General features: G+C 70.1%; 22 protein-coding genes. 4 read left to right on the forward strand and 18 right to left on the reverse strand.

Translation table 11 applies throughout. The features are described 5' to 3' along the window. Nucleotides 1-15: 15 nt before the first annotated feature. From ACFWUZ_RS33035 to ACFWUZ_RS33060, 6 genes are all read right to left on the reverse strand, one after another. Entirely contained in the window at nt 16-984 is a 969-nt protein-coding gene (locus ACFWUZ_RS33035; RefSeq protein WP_362742085.1) for a WYL domain-containing protein, read from the reverse strand. Between the two features lie 72 nt (nt 985-1,056). Further along, complete coding sequence (locus tag ACFWUZ_RS33040) at nt 1,057-2,013, reverse strand: helix-turn-helix transcriptional regulator (RefSeq protein ID WP_384381283.1); 957 nt, start codon at nt 2,011-2,013, stop codon at nt 1,057-1,059. Nucleotides 2,014-2,220: 207 nt separating this feature from the next. Beyond that, the gene (locus tag ACFWUZ_RS33045) at nt 2,221-2,616 is read right to left on the reverse strand and encodes an FKBP-type peptidyl-prolyl cis-trans isomerase (RefSeq protein ID WP_384381285.1); all 396 of its coding nucleotides are present in this window, start codon (nt 2,614-2,616) and stop codon (nt 2,221-2,223) included. A gap of 28 nt (nt 2,617-2,644) precedes the next feature. Continuing rightward, nucleotides 2,645-3,586, reverse strand: a complete 942-nt coding sequence (locus tag ACFWUZ_RS33050; RefSeq protein ID WP_384381287.1) for an FKBP-type peptidyl-prolyl cis-trans isomerase — start codon at nt 3,584-3,586, stop codon at nt 2,645-2,647. 126 nt (nt 3,587-3,712) lie between these two features. Then, nucleotides 3,713-5,074, reverse strand: a complete 1,362-nt coding sequence (pafA, locus tag ACFWUZ_RS33055; protein ID WP_030655944.1) for a Pup--protein ligase — start codon at nt 5,072-5,074, stop codon at nt 3,713-3,715. Nucleotides 5,075-5,190: 116 nt separating this feature from the next. After that, on the reverse strand, nt 5,191-6,453 hold the full coding sequence (locus ACFWUZ_RS33060; RefSeq protein ID WP_384381290.1) for an MFS transporter: 1,263 nt from the start codon (nt 6,451-6,453) through the stop codon (nt 5,191-5,193). A gap of 158 nt (nt 6,454-6,611) precedes the next feature. Between ACFWUZ_RS33060 and ACFWUZ_RS33065 the strand changes: the two genes are divergently transcribed. Next, nucleotides 6,612-7,616 (forward strand): LacI family DNA-binding transcriptional regulator, encoded by a 1,005-nt coding sequence (locus tag ACFWUZ_RS33065; protein WP_384381291.1) that lies wholly within the window; start codon nt 6,612-6,614, stop codon nt 7,614-7,616. A 57-nt stretch (nt 7,617-7,673) separates the two neighbouring features. Here ACFWUZ_RS33065 and prcA read toward each other — a convergent pair whose 3' ends face one another. From prcA to arc, 5 genes are all read right to left on the reverse strand, one after another. Next, entirely contained in the window at nt 7,674-8,438 is a 765-nt protein-coding gene (gene prcA / locus ACFWUZ_RS33070) for a proteasome subunit alpha (protein WP_384381293.1), read from the reverse strand. 73 nt (nt 8,439-8,511) lie between these two features. Further along, nucleotides 8,512-9,351, reverse strand: coding sequence for a proteasome subunit beta (prcB, locus tag ACFWUZ_RS33075; RefSeq protein ID WP_030233611.1), 840 nt, complete (start codon nt 9,349-9,351; stop codon nt 8,512-8,514). Between the two features lie 264 nt (nt 9,352-9,615). Next, nucleotides 9,616-9,828: a ubiquitin-like protein Pup gene (locus ACFWUZ_RS33080; protein WP_030016348.1), complete on the reverse strand. Its 213-nt coding sequence runs from the start codon at nt 9,826-9,828 to the stop codon at nt 9,616-9,618. A 171-nt stretch (nt 9,829-9,999) separates the two neighbouring features. Continuing rightward, nucleotides 10,000-11,511, reverse strand: a complete 1,512-nt coding sequence (gene dop, locus ACFWUZ_RS33085) for a depupylase/deamidase Dop (protein WP_384381295.1) — start codon at nt 11,509-11,511, stop codon at nt 10,000-10,002. 250 nt (nt 11,512-11,761) lie between these two features. Then, nucleotides 11,762-13,528: a proteasome ATPase gene (arc, locus tag ACFWUZ_RS33090; RefSeq protein ID WP_384381297.1), complete on the reverse strand. Its 1,767-nt coding sequence runs from the start codon at nt 13,526-13,528 to the stop codon at nt 11,762-11,764. Between the two features lie 264 nt (nt 13,529-13,792). Between arc and ACFWUZ_RS33095 the strand changes: the two genes are divergently transcribed. After that, nucleotides 13,793-14,113, forward strand: coding sequence for a ferredoxin (locus ACFWUZ_RS33095; protein ID WP_384381299.1), 321 nt, complete (start codon nt 13,793-13,795; stop codon nt 14,111-14,113). Between the two features lie 4 nt (nt 14,114-14,117). Here the strand turns inward: ACFWUZ_RS33095 and ACFWUZ_RS33100 are convergent, their stop codons facing one another. The 3 genes from ACFWUZ_RS33100 to ACFWUZ_RS33110 all read right to left on the reverse strand — a co-directional run bounded on the left by ACFWUZ_RS33100 (nt 14,118) and on the right by ACFWUZ_RS33110 (nt 16,984). Further along, nucleotides 14,118-14,732: a hypothetical protein gene (locus ACFWUZ_RS33100; RefSeq protein WP_384381301.1), complete on the reverse strand. Its 615-nt coding sequence runs from the start codon at nt 14,730-14,732 to the stop codon at nt 14,118-14,120. A gap of 200 nt (nt 14,733-14,932) precedes the next feature. Then, on the reverse strand, nt 14,933-15,829 hold the full coding sequence (locus tag ACFWUZ_RS33105) for a tRNA (adenine-N1)-methyltransferase (RefSeq protein ID WP_150520350.1): 897 nt from the start codon (nt 15,827-15,829) through the stop codon (nt 14,933-14,935). An 18-nt stretch (nt 15,830-15,847) separates the two neighbouring features. Next, a complete protein-coding gene (locus tag ACFWUZ_RS33110; protein ID WP_384381318.1) occupies nt 15,848-16,984 on the reverse strand; it encodes a site-2 protease family protein in 1,137 nt (378 codons plus the stop codon). Nucleotides 16,985-17,272: 288 nt separating this feature from the next. Between ACFWUZ_RS33110 and ACFWUZ_RS33115 the strand changes: the two genes are divergently transcribed. Both ACFWUZ_RS33115 and ACFWUZ_RS33120 read left to right on the forward strand, forming a co-directional pair. Continuing rightward, complete coding sequence (locus tag ACFWUZ_RS33115; protein WP_384381303.1) at nt 17,273-18,205, forward strand: RecB family exonuclease; 933 nt, start codon at nt 17,273-17,275, stop codon at nt 18,203-18,205. A gap of 65 nt (nt 18,206-18,270) precedes the next feature. Next, entirely contained in the window at nt 18,271-18,945 is a 675-nt protein-coding gene (locus tag ACFWUZ_RS33120) for a response regulator (RefSeq protein ID WP_384381305.1), read from the forward strand. A 100-nt stretch (nt 18,946-19,045) separates the two neighbouring features. Here ACFWUZ_RS33120 and ACFWUZ_RS33125 read toward each other — a convergent pair whose 3' ends face one another. The 4 genes from ACFWUZ_RS33125 to ACFWUZ_RS33140 form a co-directional block, all read right to left on the reverse strand. Continuing rightward, entirely contained in the window at nt 19,046-20,623 is a 1,578-nt protein-coding gene (locus tag ACFWUZ_RS33125) for an ABC transporter substrate-binding protein (protein WP_384381307.1), read from the reverse strand. Between the two features lie 73 nt (nt 20,624-20,696). Then, the gene (locus ACFWUZ_RS33130; RefSeq protein WP_384381309.1) at nt 20,697-22,301 is read right to left on the reverse strand and encodes an ABC transporter substrate-binding protein; all 1,605 of its coding nucleotides are present in this window, start codon (nt 22,299-22,301) and stop codon (nt 20,697-20,699) included. A gap of 513 nt (nt 22,302-22,814) precedes the next feature. After that, nucleotides 22,815-23,516 carry an HAD family hydrolase gene (locus ACFWUZ_RS33135; protein ID WP_384381311.1) on the reverse strand — a complete coding sequence of 234 codons (702 nt, stop codon included), beginning with the start codon at nt 23,514-23,516 and terminating at the stop codon, nt 22,815-22,817. Between the two features lie 112 nt (nt 23,517-23,628). Then, nucleotides 23,629-23,762 (reverse strand): vitamin B12 dependent-methionine synthase activation domain-containing protein (locus ACFWUZ_RS33140; protein ID WP_384381320.1); only part of this gene is annotated, 134 nt, incomplete at its 5' end.

Consider the following 23,762-nt stretch of genomic DNA (forward strand, 5'->3'; position numbering starts at 1 on the left):
CGACCGACCCCTCCCTCAGACCTGTTCCCCGTACCCCGCGAGGGCTTCCCGGGCGGCGCTGCGCGCGCTCTCCGCCAGCTCCGCGGGGGCCACGATCCGTCCCTCGCGGCCCAGCCGCAGCGCGAGCCGGCGCAGCGAGGCCGGGTCCGGGCTGCGCAGCGTGATCCGCAGGCCGCCCCCGGCCAGCTCCTCCGCACTGTCGTGCGGGTAGTACTCGGCGACCCAGCGTCCGCCCGGCCCCACCTCGACCACCACCTCCGGGTCCTCGGCGGCCGGCTGGACCAGCCCCTCGGACAGGTCCCGCGGCTCGATGGCCGGCGGCTCCGCCCGCTCGTCGAGCAGCCGGATCTCGGCCACCCGGTCGAGACGGAAGGTCCGGCGGGCCTCCGAGAGGTGGCACCACCCCTCCATGTACGTGTGCCCCACCGCGAAGAGCCGGATCGGGTCGACCTTGCGCTCGGTGAGCTCGTCCCGCGCGGGCGAGTAGTAGCGCAGCCACAGCCGCCTGCGCTCCGCGATGGCCCGGTCGACGTCCGCGAAGACCCCGCCCTCCGCCTCGAAGGTCACCGACAGCCGGGAGCTGGCCCCGGCGGCCTCGCCCGCCGCGGCCTCCAGCTTGGCGGTGGCCCGCAGCAGGGCGTCCCGGTCGCTCTCCCGCAGCCCCGGCAGGGTCGCCACGGCGCGGGCCGCGACGAGCAGCGCGGTCGCCTCGTCGGCCGCGAGCCGCAGCGGCTCGGCGGTGGACTCCCCCGAGGCGTCGGGATTGCGCCACCAGATGCGCTCCCCGTCGGTGTCGATGTCGAGCAGGTCCCCGCCCCGGAAGCTGGTCCCGCACATGGGCAGCACGTCGAGGTCCGAGATCAGCTCGTCCTCGGTGATCCCGAAGGCGCGCGCGACGTCGGCGACGTGCGCCCCGGGGCGCTCGCGCAGGTAGGTGACCAGGGACAGCATCCGGCGGGTCTGGTCGATGGCGTTGGCAGCCATGCTGGTACGTCTCCCCCTCAGGGCGTGCTCGGCAGATGGTGCGGGTGGCTCGGTGGCGCGGCGGCGGCCGGGTCAGCCCTTGGCTACGGCCCTCAGCCGGTCCACCACGTCGGCCCGCAGGTCGGCGGGCCCCACCACCACGACGTCGGGGCCGAACTCCACCAGCCAGGCGTCGAGCCCGTGCCCGTAGGGGATCTCCAGCTCGTCCCAGCCGTCCCCGCCCTCGCGCACGGCGGTGGCCTTGGCCCGCAGCGGGTAGCCCGCCCCGGAACGCAGCCGGATCAGCGCGGAACGGTCCGCGCTCTCCCCGGCCCAGCTCGCCACGGTCTCCCGTACGGTCACCACGTCGGGGACCTCGGCGGTGTACTTCGCGGCGCGGGAGCGGACCTTCCCGGTGATCCGCGAGAGCCGGAACACCCGCTCCGCCCCGCGGTCGCGGTCGAAGCCGGCCAGGTACCAGTGGCCCCGCCAGCACTCCAGGGCCCAGGGCTCCACCTGGCGGGTCTCCGGCCGGGCGGCGGTGGACTTGCGGTAGTCGAAGACCACCGGCCGGCGGTCGCGGCAGGCCAGCATCAGGGGCTCGAAGGCCGCCTCGTGGACCGGGATGCGCGGCTCGATGGCGCTGTGCTGGCCCTCGTACGGGTCGCCGGCCTCCGGCATCCCGCCCGCGCGCAGCTTCTGCAGGGCCCCGCTGGCGGCTCCGGCGAGGCGGGCCTGCTGCCAGACCTTGGCCGCCAGCCCCAGGGCGGCGGCCTCCTCGGCGTCGAGGGCGACGGGCGGCAGCCGGTTGCTGTCCCGGCGGGCCAGGTAGCCCGTCTCGCCCTCCAGGTTCTCCACCGTCTCGATGACCAGGCCGAGTTCGCGCAGATCGTCCTTGTCCCGCTCGAACATCCGGTTGAAGGACTCGTCGTTGCCGGCTTCCATGTAAGCCTCGATGGAACCGCGCAGTTCGCGCTTGCTCAGCGGCCGACGGGTCCCCAGCAGACACAGCGCCAGATTCATCAGCCGCTCGGCCTTGGCAATCGCCATCGACGCCCTTCCGCCCTTCTCCGCGTACACATCCGTCGTACCGTCACACGCAATGTCACACGGACCGTCACACCCGACGTCGCACGTGCCGTCACCGCGCGCGGACGGGCCCCTGACCGATGACCGTACCGCCCCGGCGCGTCCGGGCAAAAGCGAGGGGCCCCCGCCGGACGGCGGGGGCCCCTCCACGGATCGCGGATGTCCGGATCAGCCGACCTTCACCAGGTCGCAGACGAAGATCAGCGTCTCGCCCGGGGCGATCGCGCTGCCCGCGCCGCGGTCGCCGTAGGCGAGGTGGGCGGGGATCGTCAGCTTGCGACGGCCGCCGACCTTCATGCCCTGGACGCCCTGGTCCCAGCCGGCGATGACCTGGCCGACACCGAGCTGGAACTGGAGCGCGGAACCGCGGTTCCAGGACGCGTCGAATTCCTCGCCGGTGGAGAAGGCCACGCCCACGTAGTGGACGGAGACCCGGTCGCCGGCCTGGGCCTCGTCGCCGTCGCCCAGCCAGATGTCCTCCTTGACGAGGTCGTTCGGCGCTTCGCCCTCGGGGAAGTCGATCTCGGGCTTCTCGAGCTTGTCGCTCACGGAACTGCTCCTCATACGTACGAACCGGTCAACCGGAACAGTCTTACATCACCGCGAGGATGTCGAGGCTGAAGACCAGCGTCGACTTGGCCGGGATGGTCCCCTGGTCCTTGTCCCCGAAGCCCATGTCCGGCGGGATGACCAGCAGGATCCGGCTGCCGGCCTTCTTGCCGACCAGGCCGTCCTTCAGGCCCTTCACCTGCAGCTGCTCCAGCGGCCAGGTGTCCGACATGCCCTTGGCGTACATGTCCTCGAAGGTCTTGTCGTCCTTCCAGGTCTTGCCGTGGAACTTCACCACGACGGTGTCGGTGTCCTTGACGGCCGGACCGTCGCCCTCGATGACGTAGCTCGACACCAGCTTCGCCGGCTCGGCGACGTCCTTCGGGACGGTGACGGGGACGTCCTTGCCATCGGTGCCGGTGCCGACCTTGGGCAGGTCCTTGTTGTCCTGGGCGACCTCCTTGCCGGTGGCGGAGGCCGGGATCGCGACACCCTTGACGATGTCCACGACGAAGACCAGCGTGGCGTTCGGCTTGATGTCCGGGGGCGAGCCCTTCTCGCCGTAGCCGAGGTTCGGCGGGATCACCAGCTCGACGCGGCTGCCGACCTTCCGGCCCTCGAGGCCCTGGTCCCAGCCGGGGATGACCTTGCCGGCCCCGAGGGTCACGTCGAAGGTCTTGCCCTTGCTGAAGCTCTCGTCGAACGGCTCCGTGCCGTCCCACACCTGGCCGTAGTAGTTGACCTGGGCGAGGTCGCCCTTCTTCAGCACGGGGCCGTCGCCCTCGCTGATGGTCACCACCTTGAGTTCCTTCGGCGGTCCGCCCTTGCCCTTCGCCAGGGCGGGCTTCTCCCCGAACTTGGCACCCTCGGTGATCGCGGGCGCCCCGTTCTTCATCTGGGCGGAGTCGGAGCCGCTGTCGTCGCCACAGGCCGCTGTCGACAGCAGCAGAAGGGGTACGACAAGCAGGCCGGCAAGTCGGCGCACGTGTTCCTCAGATCTCAGACGGCAAGGCGGTCGCCCGCCACTCTAAGCCGTGCGCAGGGCCCCGTACGAGAGACGTACGGGGCCCTGGCCGGGAGCGGAAGATCGGTGCGGTGTCGCCCGGCAGCCTCACATGCCGGCGATCAGCTTCTCCACCCGGTCGTCCACGGACCGGAACGGGTCCTTGCACAGCACGGTGCGCTGTGCCTGGTCGTTCAGCTTCAGGTGCACCCAGTCGACCGTGAAGTCCCTGCGCTGCTCCTGCGCCCGGCGGATGAAGTCGCCGCGCAGCCGCGCCCTCGTGGTCTGCGGGGGCACCGACTTGCCCTCGAAGATCTTGAGGTCGTTGCAGATGCGTGCCGCCTGCCCCTTGCGCTCCAGGAGGTAGTACAACCCGCGCCGCCGGTGGATGTCGTGATAGGCGAGGTCTATCTGAGCCACCCTCGGGTTCGACATCGTCATGTTGTGCTTGCCCCGGTACCGCTCGATCAGCTGGTACTTCATGACCCAGTCGATCTCGGTGCCGATCCGGTCCAGGTCCTCCGCCTCGATCGCGTCCAGCGTGCGGCCCCACAGCTCCAGCACCTGGTCCACCACGCCGGTCCGGATGCCCCGGCGCTCGGCGAAGTCCACCGCCTTGTCGTAGTACTCCCGCTGGATCTCCAGCGCCGAGGCCTCCCGGCCGCTCGCGAGGCGCACCTTGCGCTGACCGGTGATGTCATGGCTGACCTCGCGGATCGCCCGGATCGGGTTCTCCAGCGTCAGGTCCCGCATCACCGTGCCCGCCTCGATCATGCGCAGCACGAGGTCGGTGGCCCCGACCTTGAGCAGCATGGTCGTCTCGGACATGTTCGAGTCGCCGACGATGACGTGCAGGCGCCGGTAGCGCTCGGCGTCCGCGTGCGGCTCGTCCCGGGTGTTGATGATCGGCCGGGACCGGGTCGTCGCGGAGCTGACGCCCTCCCAGATGTGCTCGGCCCGCTGGCTGACGCAGTACACCGCGCCGCGGGGGGTCTGGAGCACCTTGCCCGCGCCGCAGATCAGCTGCCGGGTGACCAGGAACGGAATGAGGATGTCCGCCAGGCGGGAGAATTCCCCGTGCCGTGCCACCAGATAGTTCTCGTGGCATCCGTACGAGTTGCCCGCAGAGTCGGTGTTGTTCTTGAAGAGATAGACGTCGCCCGCGATTCCCTCCTCGTGCAGGCGGCGTTCGGCGTCGACGAGCAGGCCTTCGAGAATGCGCTCGCCCGCCTTGTCGTGCGTGACGAGTTCCGTCACGTTGTCGCATTCGGGAGTTGCATATTCCGGATGCGAACCCACGTCGAGGTAGAGGCGGGCGCCGTTCCGCAGGAAGACATTGCTGCTGCGGCCCCATGACACAACACGGCGGAAGAGGTAGCGCGCCACTTCGTCAGGAGACAGTCGGCGCTGTCCCCTGAACGTGCACGTGACGCCGTACTCGTTCTCCAGCCCGAAAATGCGGCGGTCCATGACTGAACATTACGCCTTCTGCCCTCTTCTGAAACCGGGTTCGCCCATGCCGTTGCGATCAGTTCCCCGAACAGAGCCCGCCGGAGGCCGCGCAATCGGCCGCGGACGGCCCCCTGTCAGCCCGCCGAACGGACCTCCGGCACCGCCCCGGCCGAATCCTGCGGCGGCTTCCCGGCCGAACCCGCCACGTCCCGGCCGCGCCCCGGGGCCGCCAGCACCCGCTGAGTGAGCGTCAGCACGAGCAGCGCCGCGGCACCGGCCACCGAGGCCACCCCGAAGCTCGCCGCCGTACCGCCCAGCTCCACGGCCGGGCCCGCCACCGCGGTGCCGATCGCCGCGCCCACCCCGAAGAACGTGACCAGCCACGAGAACGCCTCGGTCACCGTGCCCGCCGGGGCGTGCCGGTCCACGACGATGAACGCACAGGCGATCGCCGGAGCCAGGAACACGCCCGCGAGCGCGCTCAGCGCCGTCATCGCCACGGGACCCGGCGTCAGCATCAGCGGCAGGTAGCACAGCGCCAGGAGGGCGACCAGCGTCCGCAGCCGCCGCTCGGGCGCACCGGCCCACTGCCGGGCGCCGTAGACCACTCCGCCGATCAGCGCACCGAGCCCCAGGGCCGCCATCAGCCACCCGTACACCGCCTGCCGGCCGTGGTCGTCCGCGTACGCCACGCCCGCCACCGTGATGGACCCCAGCGCCGCCCCCACGAAGAAGAACGCACCGAGCAGTGCCAGCAGCCCCCGGGACCGCAGCGCGCCCAGCCAGTGCGCCTCCCGCGGGGCCGACCGCCACGTGCGCGAGGGCTCGCAGACCACCACGGAGAGCGCCCCGAGCACACCGATGGCATTGATCACCAGCAGGGCCGCGGCCGGGTCCCACAGCGAGACGAAGAGCGTCACCAGCAGCGGACCGACCGTGAACATGACCTCCTGGGCCACCGCGTCCATCGCGTACGCCGCGTGCACCTTCTCCTCGCGCCCGCCCAGCACGCTCGGCCACAGGGCCCGCAGCCCGCCCTCCAGCGGCGGCGTGAACAGCCCCGCCACCACGACCGCCCCGTACGCTGCGGCCACCGAGCCGGTACCCACGAGCGCCAGCCACACCATGCCGAGCGCGGACACCACCGCCGCCGGCAGCTGGACCCGGGGCTGCCCGTACAGGTCCACCGCCCGGCCCAGCAGCGGCTGCCCCACCGCGTTCGCCAGCCCGTACACGGCGGCCAGTGCCCCGGCGAGGCTGTAGCTGCCGCCCTCGGCCCGGGTGAACAGCACGATCGCGATCGGCGCGGTCCCGTTGGGGAGCCGGCCTATGAGCGTGCCCACCAGCAGCCTCGCGGCGTGCCGGGTCCGGAGCAGCTCCGCGTATCCCGCGGCCATATCGGCCCCCTCCTGCCCGGATCCAGCCGGGGTAATACGTATAACTTGACGGGGTCATACGTACCATGGCTGCACTCCGCCCGTCCACACGCCAGACACCCCCAGGGGCCCGGGCGGCACCCGCAACCCCCCAGAACCAGCACTCCAGGAGCACCCCTGTGACGAGACCCACCAGCCGCGACGTCGCCGGCGCCGCCGGAGTCTCCCAGGCCACCGTCTCCCTCGTCCTCGGCGGCAAATGGCGCGGCCGCGTCTCCGAACGCACCGCAGCCCTCGTCCGCGAGAGCGCCACCGCCCTCGGCTACCGCCCCAACCTCGCCGCCCGCAACCTCCGCCTGGGCTCCACCCGCACCGCCCTCCTCGTCGTCCCCGCCCTGACCAACGAGTTCTTCGCCCGCGTCTACACCGGCGCCGCCCGCATCGCCGCCGAGCACGGCTTCGGCGTGGTCCTCTACCCGTCCCCCGACGGCACCGGCCCCGCCCGCGACCCCTTCGCCTCCGCCCGCGCCGCCCTCGACGGAGTCATCGCCTCCTCCATGGCCGCCCACGCCCTCGACGCCCTCGGCGGCGGAGCCGACGGCGGGGTCCCCCTCGTCATGCTCGACAGCGACCCCGCCGCCGGGACCGCCGCCGCCCACGTCAACCTCGCCATGGCCGACGGCATGCGCCAGGTCACCGAACACCTCCTGGCCCTCGGCCACCGGCGCTTCCTGCACCTCGCCTCCGCCGTCGACTCCTGGACCTTCGCGGTCCGCGCCGAGGCCCTGGCCGCCCTCCTGGAGCCCCACGCCGCGCTGCGCACCGTACGGGCCCCCCTCACCGTCGACGCCGCCCGTTCGGCCGCGGAGGCCGCCCTGGCCGCCTCCCCGGACCGGCCCACCGCCATCGTCTGCGACGACGACATCCTGGCCGCCGGCGCCTGCAAGGCCGCCCGCCGCCTCGGACTGCGCGTCCCGGAGGACCTCTCCGTCACCGGCTTCGACGACCTGGCCCTGGCCATCGCCGTCGAACCCGAACTGACCACCGTCCGGCTCCCCGCGGAACGCGTCGGCGAGCAGGGCATGAACGCCCTCCTCACCGTCCTCGACGGCGCCCCCTGGACCGCCCCGGACCTCCCCGTCGAACTCGTCCCCCGCGGATCCTCCGGCCCCGCCCCCGCCTGAGAACGCACGATGCCCCGGCCCGCCCGTGAGGGCGGACCGGGGCATGGTGCGCACGGGCTACTCGGCGTCCTCGTCGGGCGCCTCGTCGTTCGACACGGCGTCGGCCTGCACCGCCGCCGTCACCTCCGCCTCCAGCAGCCGCGACAGCTGCCGGCCGCGGATCCGCTTGAACTTGCGCTGCTGCGCCCGCGTCCGGTCCAGCACCGCCACCTCCAGCCGCTCCGCCGGAATGGCCTTGTCCGCACCGTTGGCCTGGCTGGACAGGGCCTGCACCGCCAGCTTCAGCGCCTCGGACAGGGTCATCCCGTCCTGGTGGCGCTGGTCGAGGAAGGTGCTGATCTGCTCGGCGTTCCCGCCGACCGCGACCGAGCCGTGCTCGTCCACGATCGAACCGTCGTGGGGCAGCCGGTAGATCTGGTCCCCGGCCGCGGTCGCACCGACCTCGGCCACCACCAGCTCCACCTCGTACGGCTTCTCACCCGCCGAGGAGAAGATGGTGCCCAGCGTCTGCGCGTAGACGTTCGCCAGCCCACGGGCCGTCACGTCGTCGCGGTCGTAGGTGTAGCCGCGCAGGTCCGCGTAGCGCACACCGCCGATCCGCAGGTTCTCGTACTCGTTGTACTTGCCCGCGGCCGCGAAGCCGATCCGGTCGTAGATCTCGCTGAACTTGTGCAGCGCACGGGAGGGGTTCTCGCCGACGAACACGATGCCGTCGGCGTACTGCAGCACGACAAGGCTGCGACCGCGGGCGATGCCCTTGCGGGCGTATTCCGCCCGGTCGGCCATGGCCTGCTGGGGTGACACATAGAACGGAGTCGACACCGGCTGTCCGTCCCTTTCTTCTGGGCGGAGGGGGGTCCCCCCGGACGGAGCCTGGGGGAGGGGCGACGGATGGTCAGAGCAGGGCGGCGCGCGGGCCGTCGGGCTGCTCGAGACGACGGTTGGTGACCGTACGGGCGAGCTCCTGCGACTCGTCGTCGGTCAGCCTGCGGAAGCCCTCGTCGGTGATGACGGTGACGATCGGGTAGATGTGGCGGTACAGGTCCGGCCCACCGGTCGCCGAGTCGTCGTCGGCCGCGTCGTACAGCGCCTGGACGACCAGGGTGGTGGCCTGCTCCTCCGTCAGATCCGGGCGGAAGAGCTTCTTCATGGAGCCCCGGGCGAAGATCGAACCCGAACCGGTGGCGGCGTAGCCGTGCTCCTCGGAGCGGCCGCCCGTCACGTCGTAGGAGAAGATCCGGCCCTTCTCCTTGGCCTCGTCGTACCCCGCGAAGAGCGGGACCACGGCCAGGCCCTGCATGGCCATGCCCAGATTGCTCCGGATCATGGTGGAGAGCCGGTTCGCCTTGCCCTCCAGGGAGAGGGTCGTCCCCTCCACCTTCTCGAAGTGCTCCAGCTCCAGCTGGAACAGCTTGACCATCTCCACGGCCAGACCGGCCGTACCGGCGATGCCCACCGCGGAGTACTCGTCGGCCGGGAACACCTTCTCGATGTCCCGCTGCGCGATCATGTTCCCCATGGTCGCCCGCCGGTCACCGGCGAGCACGACCCCGCCGGGGAAGGTGGCGGCCACGATGGTCGTCCCGTGCGGCGCCTCGACGACGCCCTCGGGCAGCTTGCGGTTGCCCGGCAGCATCTCGGGCGAGTGCGCGCCCAGGAAGTCCATGAAGGACGACGACCCCGGCGTCAGGAAGGCTGCCGGTAGACGCCCTGTGCTACGAGTGTTGGGTTCCACAGGTTTCCTTCCACGTAAGCGGCTGCACGCCGTATGACGTCCGGCCGATCCTTGAACTGCCCCGGGGCTGCGTCGCAGCCGGAGCACGTACGCCCCGGACCCTACCCGTCCGATGATCGCGATCCACCTGCCCGGCGGTGCGGGCCGGCCCGCAACGGGCGGCGGGACTCCGGCCCGCGCGCCCGGCGGAGCCGGCCGGACCGGCGCCTGCTTCCCGGCACGGCCCCCACCCGACGGCTACCTTCGATTCGAAGGCAGAGAGGCCTACTGACCACCCTTTTGCACGAAGGACCGTACGAAATCCTCAGCGTTCTCTTCGAGTACGTCGTCGATCTCGTCAAGTACGGAGTCGACGTCGTCGGAGAGCTTCTCCTGGCGCTCCTTGAGGTCGGTCGATTCCTCGACCGCCGCCTCCTCGACCTCCTCGGTCGAGCGCGTCGCCTTCTGCTGTCCGCCGCCGGTGTCCTTGGTCGCCATGTCTACCTCACCCCGCTCGGTTCGCACGCTCACACAGAGAGACCCCGGACCGGGATCCCTCAAGATCAGACCCTACGCCGGACCCTACAAGGAGGGTCCGGCATCCGTCCCCGCACTTTCGTAAGTCCGGCTTTCTCCATGATTCCCGTGCCGGGGGCCTTTCAGCCCCGATCAGCGGCCCGAAAGCAGCCGTACCAGGTCCTCCGCCGTGCGGCACCGGTCCAGGAGTTCCTTGACGTGCGCCCGGGTGCCCCGGAGCGGCTCCAGGGTGGGGACCCGCTGGAGCGAGTCGTGGCCCGGGAGGTCGAAGATCACCGAGTCCCAGGAGGCCGCCGCCACGTCGTCCGCGTACTGCTCCAGGCAGCGGCCGCGGAAATAGGCCCGGGTGTCCTCCGGAGGCTTGCTCTGCGCCCGCTCCACGTCCTGCTCGCCCACCAGCCGCTGCATCTTCCCGCGGGCCGCCAGACGGTTGTACAGGCCCTTCTCGGGGCGTACGTCCGCGTACTGGAGGTCCACCAGGTGCAGCCGCGCCGCGTCCCAGTCGAGTCCGTCGCGCCTGCGGTAGCCCTCGAGGATCTCCCGTTTGGCGATCCAGTCCAGCTCGCCGGACAGGCTCATCGGATCGGTCTCCAGCCGGCCCAGCACGTCCTCCCAGCGGGCGAGGACGTCCTTGGTCTGGTCGTCCGCGTCGGACCCGAACCGCTCGTCGACGTACTTCCTGGCCAGCTCGAAGTACTCCATCTGGAGTTGCACGGCGGTCAGGGTCCGGCCGCTGCGCAGCGTGATGAGGTGCTGGAGGTCCGGGTCGTGCGAGACCTGGTGCAGGGTCCGCACGGGCTGGTCGACGGCCAGGTCGACGCTGATGAACCCGTCCTCGATCATGGACAGGACCAGGGCGGTGGTGCCGAGCTTGAGGTACGTGGAGATCTCGGACAGGTTCGCGTCGCCGATGATCACGTGCAGCCGGCGGTACTTCTCGGCGTCGGAGTGGGGTTCGTCGCGGGTGTTGATGATGGGCCGCTTGAGGGTGGTCTCCAGGCCCACCTCGACCTCGAAGTAGTCCGCGCGCTGACTGATCTGGAAGCCGTGCTCGCGGCCGTCCTGGCCGATCCCCACGCGTCCGGCACCGGTGACGACCTGGCGGGAGACGAAGAAGGGGGTCAGGTGGCGCACGATGTCCGAGAAGGGGGTCTCCCGCTTCATCAGGTAGTTCTCGTGCGTGCCGTAGGAGGCGCCCTTGTTGTCGGTGTTGTTCTTGTAGAGGTGGATCGGCTGGGCCCCGGGCAGCTGGGCCGCCCGTACGGCCGCTTCGGCCATGATCCGCTCGCCGGCCTTGTCCCACAGCACGGCGTCCAGCGGGTTGGTGATCTCCGGGGAGCTGTACTCGGGGTGCGCGTGGTCGACGTAGAGCCTCGCGCCGTTGGTGAGGATCACATTGGCGAGGCCGATGTCCTCGTCGGTGAGCTGGCTGCTGTCGGCGGCCTCGCGGGCGAGGTCGAAGCCGCGGGCGTCCCGCAGCGGATTCTCCTCCTCGAAGTCCCAGCGGGCGCGTCGCGCCCGGTGCATCGCCGCCGCGTAGGCGTTGACGATCTGGGACGAGGTGAGCATGGCATTGGCGTTCGGGTGCCCCGGGACGGAGATCCCGTACTCCGTCTCGATTCCCATTACTCGCCGTACGGTCATGCGGCCCTCCTTGCCCGGCGGCGCCCCCGTTCGGGAGCGGCGCTCAAGTACCGCTGGTGCTCCGGTGCGTGTGCTGTGCGGTGTCCGTCCCCGCACTGCGGATGAGGCGGTACGGAAGAGCCTAGGACCACCACGCGCTGGTGGGGAGATCATTCCAGTCATTGACTTCGCGCTGTCACCGGCTGGAATGCAGTCGGTAAAGCAGTCGGCTGCGGATGCCCCGGAGGGCATCCGCAGCCGCTCCGCTTCGTCAGAGGTACTGACCGGTGTTCGCCACCGTGTCGATGGAGCGTCCGGTGTCCGCGCCCTGCTTTCCGGTGACGAGCGTGCGGATGAATACGATCCGCTCGCCCTTCTTTCCGGAGATCCGGGCCCAGTCGTCGGGGTTGGTGGTGTTGGGCAGGTCCTCGTTCTCCTTGAACTCGTCCACGCAAGCCTGGAGGAGGTGGGAGACGCGCAGGCCCTTCTGGTTGTGCTCGAGGAAGGCCTTGATGGCCATCTTCTTCGCACGGTCGACGATGTTCTGGATCATCGCGCCCGAGTTGAAGTCCTTGAAGTAGAGGACTTCCTTGTCGCCGTTGGCGTACGTGACCTCGAGGAAGCGGTTCTCCTCGGTTTCGGCGTACATCTGCTCGACGACGGTCTGGATCATGCTGTGGACGGTGCCGGGCCGCGATTCCTGGTGTTCGGACAGGTCGTCCGTGTGCAGGGGCAGCGAGGCCTTGAGGTACTTCGCGAAGATGTCCTTCGCGGCCTCGGCGTCCGGACGCTCGATCTTGATCTTCACATCGAGGCGGCCGGGCCGCAGGATGGCCGGGTCGATCATGTCCTCGCGGTTGGAGGCGCCGATGACGATGACGTTCTCCAGGCCCTCCACACCGTCGATCTCGGCGAGGAGCTGCGGGACGATGGTGTTCTCCACGTCCGAGCTGACACCGGATCCGCGGGTGCGGAAGAGGGATTCCATCTCGTCGAAGAAGACGATGACGGGGGTGCCCTCGCTCGCCTTCTCCCGGGCCCGCTGGAAGACCAGGCGGATGTGCCGCTCGGTCTCACCGACGTACTTGTTGAGGAGCTCGGGGCCCTTGATGTTCAGGAAGTACGACTTCCCCTGGGCCTGTCCGGTCACCTCGGCGACCTTCTTGGCAAGGGAGTTGGCGACGGCCTTGGCGATGAGCGTCTTGCCGCAGCCGGGCGGACCGTAGAGCAGGATGCCCTTCGGGGGCCGCAGTTCGTGTTCCTTGAACAGGTCCGGGTAGAGGTACGGGAGCTCGACCGCGTCGCGGATCAGCTCGATCTGGTCGCCCAGGCCGCCGATCTTGTCGTAGTCGATGTCCGGGACCTCTTCGAGGACGAGGTCCTCGACCTCGCTCTTGGGGACGACCTCGTAGACGTAGCCGGAGCGGGGTTCGAGCAGCAGGGCGTCGCCGGGGCGGATGGTGATGTCCAGGAGCGGCTCGGCGAGCCTCACCACCCTTTCCTCGTCGGTGTGCCCGACCACCAGGGCGCGCTCGCCGTCCTCGAGGATCTCCTTGAGGGTGACGATGTCCCCGGCCCGCTCGAATGCCATGGCCTCGACCACGTTGAGGGCCTCGTTGAGCATGACCTCCTGGCCGCGCCGGAGGTCTTCCGGCTCGACGCTGGGGCTGACGTTCACGCGGAGTTTTCGGCCTCCGGTGAAGATGTCGACGGTGCCGTCCTCGTTCGACTGCAGGAAGACACCGAAACCGGCCGGCGGCTGTGCGAGCCGGTCGACTTCTTCCTTGAGGGCCACGATCTGGTCCCGGGCCTCACGGAGGGTATTCGCCAGTCGTTCGTTCTGAGCGGAGACGCCGGCCAGATTTGTCTGCAGTTCGACGATCCGCTCTTCGAGAATCCTCGTGTGTCGCGGAGAGTCGGCGAGCTTACGTCGCAGGACGGCGATTTCCTGCTCGAGATAGGCAACCTGGCCAGCGGGGTCCTCAGACCCTCGCCCGGGCCGGATGCCGCGGTTGATGTCGTCGTCGTGGGCTGCCACGGTCCTCACCTCCTCCAAGGGGAGCTGGACGCTTCCTGACCCTACCTGGGCTGGTGGTGATTGAAACCCCTAGATCACAAAGACGGTAGAGGTGTGTCCGATCTTCACCCTTGCGTACTCCCTCACGCCAAGGAAATACCCACCCATCAACATCGGAAAGCGGCCGGTTGTAAGGTCGAAGCGTTCAACACCCGTCAGGGCTCGTGCGACTTGCTGCGAGTTGTGGCCGGGATGGATCACTCAGCGCAGGAAACGGCAGGAGATATGACCGTGCAGCAGGAGGCTCCGGCGGGCGGTGTCGGCGAGGCCGGCGAGCCGCTCGAGGTGTGGATCGATCAGGACCTCTGCACCGGGGACGGGATCTGCGTGCAGTACGCGCCTGAGGTGTTCGAGCTGGACATCGATGGTCTGGCGTACGTGAAGAGCGCGGACGACGAGCTGCTCCAGGACGCGGGGGCGACCACTCCGGTTCCGCTCACGATCGTCCAGGACGTGGTCGACTCGGCGAAGGAATGCCCCGGCGACTGCATCCACGTGCGGCGCGTTTCGGACAGGGTCGAAGTCTTCGGCCCGGACGCGGAGTGACGCTTCAAACACTCCTGGCGGCCGAGTCCGTCAGCTCCTGGCGGAATTTTCCGCCGCTCCAGCGCCACTTGGCGAGCTGCTTCACGTCCGGGCTGTAGCGGGGCACGTCGGGCGACGAGTAGCCGAGGAGGCCGGCGGTGACGATCCCGTCGCGGACGGTGAGGTCGACCGCGGTCTGCCTCCGGGAGGCCTCCAGCAGGGTCGCGACGATCCGGGGGCGGGCGTCCGGCCCCTTGTCCCGCGTGAGGACGTACAGGGCGTGGGGAGGGGCCCCTGAGCCCGCGTCGCAGCGGACCGCGGCCACGGTCTCGGGGCGCCCGTCACCGTCCAGGTCGCCCTGCGCGGTGGCGGTGACCGCCTGGGGGACGCCCTTGCAGTCCAGGGGGTAGGTGAGCCCGGCGGCGTCGGGGGCCGCCTCGGGAGCCGTTGCGGCGACGGCCCCGCGGGCGTCCGGGGCGGGTTCCGCTGCGGGCGAGCCGGTGGCCGGCTGGACCAGTCCGGCGGCGGCTATGACGGCGGCCAGGGCGGCGGCCGTGGCGAGCCAGTGGACGGGCCGGGAGCGGCGGTGCGTCCTGTCCTCCGCTGCTGCCGGGGCGGGCTCGGCGGTGCTGTGCGGCACGCGGGGTGTCTCCTGTGTGAAGGGTGACGGGGAGCCAGCATCGTGCCACACCTCACACGGAGGTGGAACGGGCGGGTCCGGACCGGCCGGGTGCCGGGGCCGGACCCGGCGCCGGTGACAACGAAAAGGCGCTGCGGCGCAGTTCCCGTAGGGTTCGGGGAACTGCGCCGCAGCGCCGTCGCGTTGGGTCGCCGTGGGGCCTAGGCCGACCGGTCGCTGCCGGGGCCGTCGTAGTCCTCGCCGTACGCGCCCTTGGAGGGGCGGCGGCGGCGCAGCGGGGGCTCGACGCCGTCCGCGAGGCGGCGGGCGGTGACGAGGAAGCCGGTGTGGCCGATCATCCGGTGGTCCGGGCGGACGGCCAGGCCCTCCACGTGCCAGTTGCGGATCATCGATTCCCAGGGCTGCGGCTCGGCGTAGCAGCCGAACTCCCGGATGGACTCGACGGTGCGCGCGAGCTGGGTGGTGGTGGCCACGTAGCAGCAGAGGATGCCGCCGGGGACGAGCGCCTTGGAGACGGCCTCGAGGCACTCCCAGGGGGCGAGCATGTCGAGGATGACGCGGTCGACGTCGGTGTCGGACAGGTTGTCCTGGAGGTCGCCGACGGTCAGCTGCCACGCGGGGTGCGGGCCGCCGAAGTAGCGCTCGACGTTGGCCGTGGCGATCTCGGCGAAGTCCGCGCGGCGCTCGTAGCTGTGGAGCATGCCCTGGTCGCCGATGGCGCGCAGCAGGAAGCTGCTCAGGGAGCCGGAGCCCACACCTGCTTCCACGACGCGGGCGCCGGGGAAGATGTCGGCGAAGGCCAGGATCTGGCCCGCGTCCTTGGGGTAGACCACGGCGGCGCCGCGGGGCATGGACAGGACATAGTCGGGGAGCAGGGGACGCAGCGCGAGGTAGGCGACGTTCCCCGTGGTACGGACAACACTTCCCTCGGGGGCACCGATCAGCTCGTCGTGCGGGAAGGAACCCTTGTGGGTGTGGAAATTCTTCCCGGCTTCGAGCGTGAACGTGTAGTGGCGGCCCTTGGGGTCGGTGAGCTGAACCTGGTCCCCGACCTCGAAGGGCCCGCGTCGGCGGGCGGCACCGGTCGGTTCGGACATGTGACCAGTGTATTGGCTTCAGGACTGGGGCCGCGCCATGGCCTTCACGAAGGCCTTCTCGACGTCGAGCGTGGACAGGACGCCGTAGATGGTGCCGCCGGGTTCGAGGACGAGGTACTCGGTGGCGGGGTGGGTGCGCAGGTGGTCGAGGAGTTCCTCGCCGGTGAGTTCTGCCGAAACCTTCATGCCGTCGGTGAGGTCCTGGGCGAGGGTGCTGACCGCGACCCAGGGGCGACGGTGCTCGGGGACGGAGGCGATGGCGCTCTCGCGGACGACGGCGGTGGGGTCGCCGTTCCCGTCGACGACGACGAGCGCGCGGGCTCCGGCTTCGTTGGCGCGGCGCAGGGCTTCGGAGAGGGGGGTGGCGTTCTCGACGGGGATGGCGCGGCGGGTGAGGGTGCGGGCCCGCAGTGCGGGGAGGTGTTCGCGCAGGCGGGCCAGGCGCAGGCTGTTGCCGGCGCCGGTCCAGATGATCGCGGCGAGGATCGCGGCGAGCAAGGCGTCCATGACGGTGTCCATGCCGGACCGGCCGATGTCCCCGCCGGTGCCGACGACGCCGGTGTGGGTGAGCAGGGGCAGGCCGAGGAGGACGGCGACGGCGAGGGCGCGGCCGATCCAGGCGGCGGCGACGGTGCCGGTCATGGCCTTGCCGGTGATGCCCCAGATGACGGCGCGGAGCATGCGGCCGCCGTCGAGGGGGAGGCCGGGGAGGAGGTTGAAGGCCGCGACGAGGAGGTTGGAGATCATCAGGCCGGCGAGCAGGACGCCGGGGACGGTGGCGGGGTCGACGGTCTTCATGCCGAGGTAGAAGACTCCGGCGAGGACGAGGGAGAGCAGGGGGCCGACGAAGGCGAGGACGAATTCGCGGCCGGGGGTCTCGGACTCCTTCTCGATCTCGGAGACGCCGCCGAAGAACTGGAGCTGGATGCGGCGTACGGGGAGCTTGAAGCGGAGGGCGGCGACGGTGTGGGCGAGTTCGTGGACCAGGACGGAGGCGTAGAAGGCCACGGCGAAGAAGAGGGAGACCAGGTAGCGGACGGGTCCGAGGTCGGGGAGGACCCGGTCGAGCTGGTCGCCGAAGACCCAGGTGATGAGGGCGGCGACCAGGAACCAGCTGGGCGAGACGTAGACGGGCACGCCGAAGGGGCGGCCCATGAGGAGTCCGCCGCCCGGTCCGGAGCGCCGGCCTCCGCGCTCGCCGGTTTCGTCGGTGTCTGCCACGGCTGTCCTTCGTTCGGTGCGTGTCCGGCGGGTCGGGGCCGCCGGTGGTCTCCGGTGGGGTTCGGGTCCGCGCCGGGTGGGTGTCGGGGGTGCTGCGGGTCTGGTTCCAGTGTGGTTCCAGCCGCGCCGTAGCGCGGTGTGATGCACCGATCATGCAGTGCGAGGGTGCCCGGCGTCGATGGTATGCGTGCGCTGTCGGTCGCGGGTCGTAGGGTTTTGTGCATGACGACGAGCCCCGGTGCTGTGCCAGGCACAGCCGACGCCGATGCAGCGCCGAGTGCTGTGCGGCCCACTTCGCTGTCCCCTTCGCGGGCGAGCGACTTCATGCAGTGCCCGCTCCTGTACCGGTTCCGGGTGATCGACAAGCTGCCGGAGAAGCCCAGTGCCGCGGCTACCCGGGGGACGCTGGTGCATGCGGTGCTGGAGCGGCTCTTCGATCATCCGGCGCAGGAGCGGACGGCGCCGCGGGCGAAGGCGTTGATCCCGGGGCAGTGGGACCGGCTGCTGGAGTCGAAGCCGGAGCTGACCGAGCTGTTCCCGGAGGGTGACGAGGGGGCGGGGCTGGCGCGTTGGCTGACCGAGGCCGAGGCGCTGGTGGAGCGCTGGTTCACGCTGGAGGACCCGACGCGGCTGGAGCCGGTGGAGCGGGAGTTCTTCGTGGAGACGGAGCTGGAGTCGGGGCTGCGGCTGCGCGGGATCATCGACCGGGTGGACGTGGCGCCCACGGGCGAGGTGCGGATCGTCGACTACAAGACGGGCAAGGCGCCGCGGCCGGAGTACGCCGAGGGTGCGCTGTTCCAGATGAAGTTCTACGCGCTGGTGGTGTGGCGGCTGAAGCAGGTCGTGCCGCGGCGGCTGCAGCTGGTGTACCTGGGCAGCGGGGACGTGCTGACGTACGACCCGGTGATCGCGGATCTGGAGCGGGTGGAGCGGAAGCTGCTGGCGCTGTGGGAGGCGATCCGGGAGGCGACGGAGACGGGCGAGTGGCGGCCGCGGCCGACGAAGCTGTGCGGCTGGTGTGATCATCGGGCGGTGTGTCCGGAGTTCGGGGGGACTCCCCCGGCGTACCCCTTGGTGGTGGTGTCGCGTGCGGAGGCGGAAGCTGCCCCCGGCGAGGCCGGGCAGGCCGGGCCCGTACGCCCGGCGGACTGCTGATCGTCGGGCCAGGGCAGAATGGGCGGCGTCCGCCGAAGCCGTCCGACGAATACGAGGGAGACCCTGTGGCGATCCGCGTCCTGCTGGTCGACGACCAGCCACTGCTGCGCACCGGCTTCAGGATGATCCTGGAGGCCGAGGAGGAACTGGCGGTGGTCGGGGAGGCCGGGGACGGTCTGCAGGCGCTGGACCAGGTCCGGGCGTTGCAGCCCGACGTGGTGCTGATGGACATCCGGATGCCGCGCATGGACGGCGTGGAGGCGACCCGGCAGATCACGGGCCCGGGCCGGGACGGTCCGGCGAAGGTGCTGGTGCTGACCACCTTCGACCTCGACGAGTACGTGGTGGAGGCGCTGCGGGCGGGGGCGAGCGGGTTCCTGCTGAAGGACGCGCCGGCCACCGAGCTGGTGCAGGCGATCCGGGTGGTGGCGGCGGGCGAGGCGATGCTGGCGCCGAGCATCACGCGGCGGCTGCTGGACAAGTACGCCGGTCATCTGCCGTCGGGCGAGGACAGGGTCCCGGACACCCTGGGGACGCTGACCGAGCGTGAGGTGGAGGTGCTGAAGCTGGTGGCCAGGGGCCTGTCGAACGCGGAGATCGCGGCGGATTTGTTCGTGAGCGAGACCACGGTCAAGACGCATGTGGGCCACGTGCTGACGAAGCTGAGGCTGCGCGACCGGGTGCAGGCGGCGGTGTACGCGTACGAGAGCGGCCTGGTGCGCCCGGGCGCCCCGCAGTAGGACCCCGCGCCCTGCGCGAGCCTCCGCGCCCATGGCTCGCATGCGGCAGCCCCGGCCGTTGTCCGGCCGGGGCTGCCTGGGTACGTCGGTCCCTGAGGGATCAGCCCTTGCTGATCTCCCAGAAGCGGAACACGGTGGAGGCGTCCAGGGACCACTGGAGCCCGGTGACGTTCGGCCGGGTGACCGCGTACTGCTTGCCCTGCCAGAGCGGGAGGATCGGGACCTCGTCGGCCACGATGTCCTGGAGGCGGACGTAGTCGGCGTTCGCGGCGGAGCGGTCCGACTTCGCGGAGGTCGACGGGATGATGGTCCCGGTGATCTCCTTGTTGTCGTAGTTGTTGCGCAGGACGTTGTCCGGGCCGAAGAACGGCTGGGTGAAGTTGTCGGCGTCGGGGTAGTCCGGCACCCAGCCCTTCACGTAGACGCCGTACTTGCCGTCCTGGATGTCCTTCTCGTACTGCTCGAACTCGATGGACTTGACGTCGGCTTCGAAGAGACCGCTGTCGTTGAGCTGCTTGGCGATGAGCTGGAATTCCTGGTCCGTGGACGGACCGTAGCGCGTGGGCGTCGAGTACAGGGTGATCTTCACCTTGTCCTTGATGTTGGCCGCGCGCAGGACGGCCTTCGCCTTCTCGGGCTGCGGGCTGCCGCCGTAGCGGTCGAAGAAGGGCGTGGTGTGTCCGGCGATGCCGGCCGGGACGATGGAGTAGAGCGAGGTCGCGGTGCCGTCGTACACGTCCTTGACCAGGGCTTCCCGGTCGACGAGGTAGGCGATGGCCTTGCGGATGGGGAGCTTGCCGGCGACCGGGTCGTTCATGTTGAAGACGAGGTGCTCGACCTCGGCTCCGGTGCCCTGGACGACCTCGACCTTCTGGTCGCCGCTCTTGTCGGCGAGACCGGCGATGTCCTTGGCCGCGAGTCCGCGGAAGGCGAAGTCGACGTCGCCGCTTTCGAGGACCTTCTTGAGGGCGGCCTGGTCCTCGTTGAAGAACTTCATGGTCACGCCGGAGTTCTTCGGCTTGGCGCGGCCGGTGTAGGAGCTGTTCACCGAGAAGTTGGCGCTCTTCTCGCTGATGGAGTCCAGCTTGTAGACGCCGGAGCCCACGGCCTTGCCGTCCGTGCGGAGCTTGTCCGCCGGGTACTCGGTGTGGTCGACGATGGAGCCGGCGCCCGAGGCGATCTTGCTGGGGAAGGTCGCGTCGGAGGTCTTCAGGCGGAAGACGACGGTCTTGTCGTCGGGGGCGTCGATGCCGGCGATCGAGGACAGCATGACGGCGGGGCCGTTGTCGTCGTTGATCTTCAGCGTGCGCTCGAAGGAGTACTTGACGTCCTTCGAGGTGAGGGCGTTGCCGTTGCTGAACTTCAGGCCGGCGCGCAGGGTGCACTTGTACACCTTGCTGTCGGCGCCCTCGAAGGCGCAGGACTGCGCGGCGTCGGGCTCGGGCGTGGTGCCGCCCTTGGGGAAGCTCAACAGCGACTGGAAGACGTTGTTGAACAGCAGCCAGGAACCCGGGTCGTAGCCCGACGCGGGGTCGGTGGCCTTCACCTTGTCGGATATCCCCATGACCACGCCCTTGCCGCTGCCGGCACTGGAGCCATCGGTCGAACCGCAACCGCTGAGCAGCGCGGCGGCGGTGGCTGCGCCGAGCGGGGCCGCCAGCCACTGGTTACGTCTCATCACGCGAACGTCCTTCACAGTCTCACTCGATCGTTGCGCCGGCCTGCGACACCCGCCGCCGGATACTGCCGTCTCAGCCGCTGACACCCCGGCCGAGTTCCCACAGCTGGAGGTCGGAGATGGCGTTGACGGACCACTCCACTCCGGTGATTCCGTCGCGTGCGGCGACGTACTGCTTGCCCTGCCACAGGGGCAGGACGGGTACGTCCTCGGCGACGATGTCCTGCATTTCCGTGATCGCGGGGACGGCGACGTTGCGGTCGACCGCCCGCCGGGATTCGGGGATGAGCCTGGTGCGCACCGCGTTGTTGGCGTACGGCGTGCCCAGGAAGTTGTCCTGCTCCAGGAACGGGGCGAGGAAGTTGTCGGCGTCCGGGTAGTCGGGGAACCAGCCGAGCCCGTAGGCGGCGTGGTCGCCCTTCTTCTGGGCGGGGCGGAAGTCGGCCCACTCGCTGCCCTGGACGGTGATGTCGAAGAGCTGGGTGGAGTTCAGCTGGGTCTTGAGCGCTTCGAATTCCGCGGCCGTGCCGTCGCCGTAGTGGTCCGTCGTGTAGTGGAGGGTCAGCTTGACCGGGGTCTTGATCCCGGCGTCCTTCAGCAGGGTGGCGGCCTTGGCGGTGTTCGCCTCGCCGTACTTGTTGAAGAAGGAGTTGACGTGGCCGTTCACGGAGGTGGGGACCAGGGAGTACAGCGGCTGCGCGGACTTTCCGTAGACCTTGGCGATGAGTGCGTTGCGGTCGACGGCGGCGGCGAGGGCCTGGCGTACGGCCTTGTCCTTGACGACGGGGGCGTCGGTGTTGAAGCCGAGGTAGCGGATCTCCAGGCCGGGCATCGGGACGAGCTTGACGCCCTTGGGCGGCTTGGCGGAGAGCTCGGTGATCTGGGCGGGCGACAGGGTGCGGGAGACCATGTGGATGGACCCGTCGGTCAGCGCCTTGCCCATGGCCGCGGAGTCGGCGAAGGTGCGCAGTTCGACCTTGTCGTTCTGGAGCTTCAGGTCGCCCTTGTAGTGGGGGTTCTTGCTGAAGACGGCGCGGACGAGCTGGTTGTCCTTGACTTCGGCCTTCATGGTGTACGGGCCGGAGCCGTCCACGGCGAAGCCCGCGCGGAGCTTCCGGGCGTCGTAGCTCTTCTCGCTGACGATGCCGGCGGCGGGGGTGGAGAGCTTGGAGGGGAAGGTCGCGTCCGGGGTCTTCAGGTGGAAGACGACGGTGTCGGTTCCCTTGACCTCGACGGTGTCGAGGGTGGAGAGCAGCGAGGAGGGGCCGTTCTCGTCCTTGATCGTCCGGATGCGGTCGATGGAGAACTTGACGTCCTTCGCGGTGAGCGGGTCGCCGCTGGCGAACTTCAGCCCGGGGCGCAGGGTGCAGCGGTAGCTTTCGTTGCCGGCGTCGGTGAAGCGGCAGTCGGAGGCTGCTTCGGGGACGGGCTGGCCGCCGCCGCGCGGGGTGTGCATGAGCGTCTGGACGGTCTGGCGCAGGACGTTCCAGGCGCCGGCGTCGTACGCGTAGGCCGGGTCGAAGGGGGCGGGAGCGTAGTCGGCTGCCTCGAACCGGTCGGTGGTGCCGACGACGATCGCTCCGGATCCTGCTCCTCCGCCGCTCGCGCTGCCGCATGCGGTCAGCGCGGGGGCGAGCAGTCCGGCCGCAGCCGTCAGCACCAGGGTCTTGCGGTTCATGCTGGAAGTACTCCCTCGACCGGCTCTTGCTCAAAGCGGGGTAAAGGGCACTTCGCGGCGGTCGCCCGTTCAGGGCGGAACGATCGGGCCGGTGTGGTGACGATCGGTCCACGCGGTCCCGGCACAGGGGTGTGTGTCCGGTACGGCTGAGGTGCGGCGCAGTGCCCGCGTCGACACTAGTGGCCCGCGGCGGGATGGCTGGAACTGGCCGGACTTGGGGCGTAATCGCACGGTGATGGGAGCGGACCGGCTGTCCATCCGGAGGTCACCGGAGATTCGGTCAGGAGCTGATCAATCCGGACACAAGGGAAGCGGATCGGCCGCTCCGACAGGTCCGTCGGGGGGTTCACGGGTGACGAAGGTCACCCGGGACGACTCCCCTGAAGGGGATGGAATTTCAGCCTCCGGTGCAGTTCGCGGAAGATCCTTCCGCCGGGCCTCGGTCCGGCGGGGATCTGTTCGGCACGGAGTGTGTATGGGGCATCTACAGGGCGTGCCGTCGTGCGTCGGGGCTCAGTTCATCGAGGCGATGAGGGAGCGCAGGAAGGGCAGGTCCACTTCCTCCAGGGAGCGGACGATCGTGCGCCCCGGGGCGGGCGGGATCAGACCCACCGAGGGGATGGCCACGACCCGGCAGCCGGCGGCCTCGGCGGCGGCCACACCGGTGGCGGTGTCCTCGATGACCGCGCACCGCGCGGGGTGGGCACCGAGGGTGCGGGCGGCGAGCAGGTACGGGTCGGGGTGCGGCTTGGTACGGGGCACCTCGTCGCCCGCGACCGTCATCGTGAAGCGGTCCCGGCCGAGGGCGAGCAGGACCCGGTCGATGACCCGGCGGTGGGAGGCCGACACCAGGGCGGTGGGCACGTTGTGCCGGGCCAGCTCGGCCAGCAGCCGCTCGGCCCCGGGCATGAGCGGCACCTGGTCGGCGATGCGGGCCTCGAAGCGCTCGTTGAGCAGGACGCTCAGCTCGGCGAGGCCGATGTCGGCACCGGTGGACGCGATGAGGAAGGCGGCGCTGCGGCTCATGGGGCCGCCGACGACGATGTCCCGCCAGGAGTCCTCCAGCCGGTGGCCGAGCTCGGCGAAGACCTCCGCCTCGATCTCCCACCAGAAGCCCTCGGTGTCGACGAGGGTGCCGTCCATGTCGAGGAGCACCGCCTGCAGGGCGTGTCCGTCGGCCGTACGGGCGACGGGCGCGGGAACGGTGCTGGTCATGCGGCACACCTCTCAGAGGGGACGAGAAGGCCGGTCACCCGCTCCCATGGGGCATCCCCCCGGGAACAGGTGACCGGCCTGTATGGGACCGACAAGTGTACGTCGGTCCACCTCAGCGTGCGTTGAAATACTTCGCTTCGGGGTGATGAATCACGATGGCGTCGGTGGACTGCTCGGGGTGGAGCTGGAACTCCTCCGAGAGGTGGACCCCGATCCGCTCCGGCTGGAGGAGGTCGGCGATCTTCG

Origin of the sequence: Streptomyces sp. NPDC058646, from assembly GCF_042716875.1 — a bacterium.
In the GTDB taxonomy this organism is placed as follows: Bacteria; Actinomycetota; Actinomycetes; order Streptomycetales; family Streptomycetaceae; genus Streptomyces.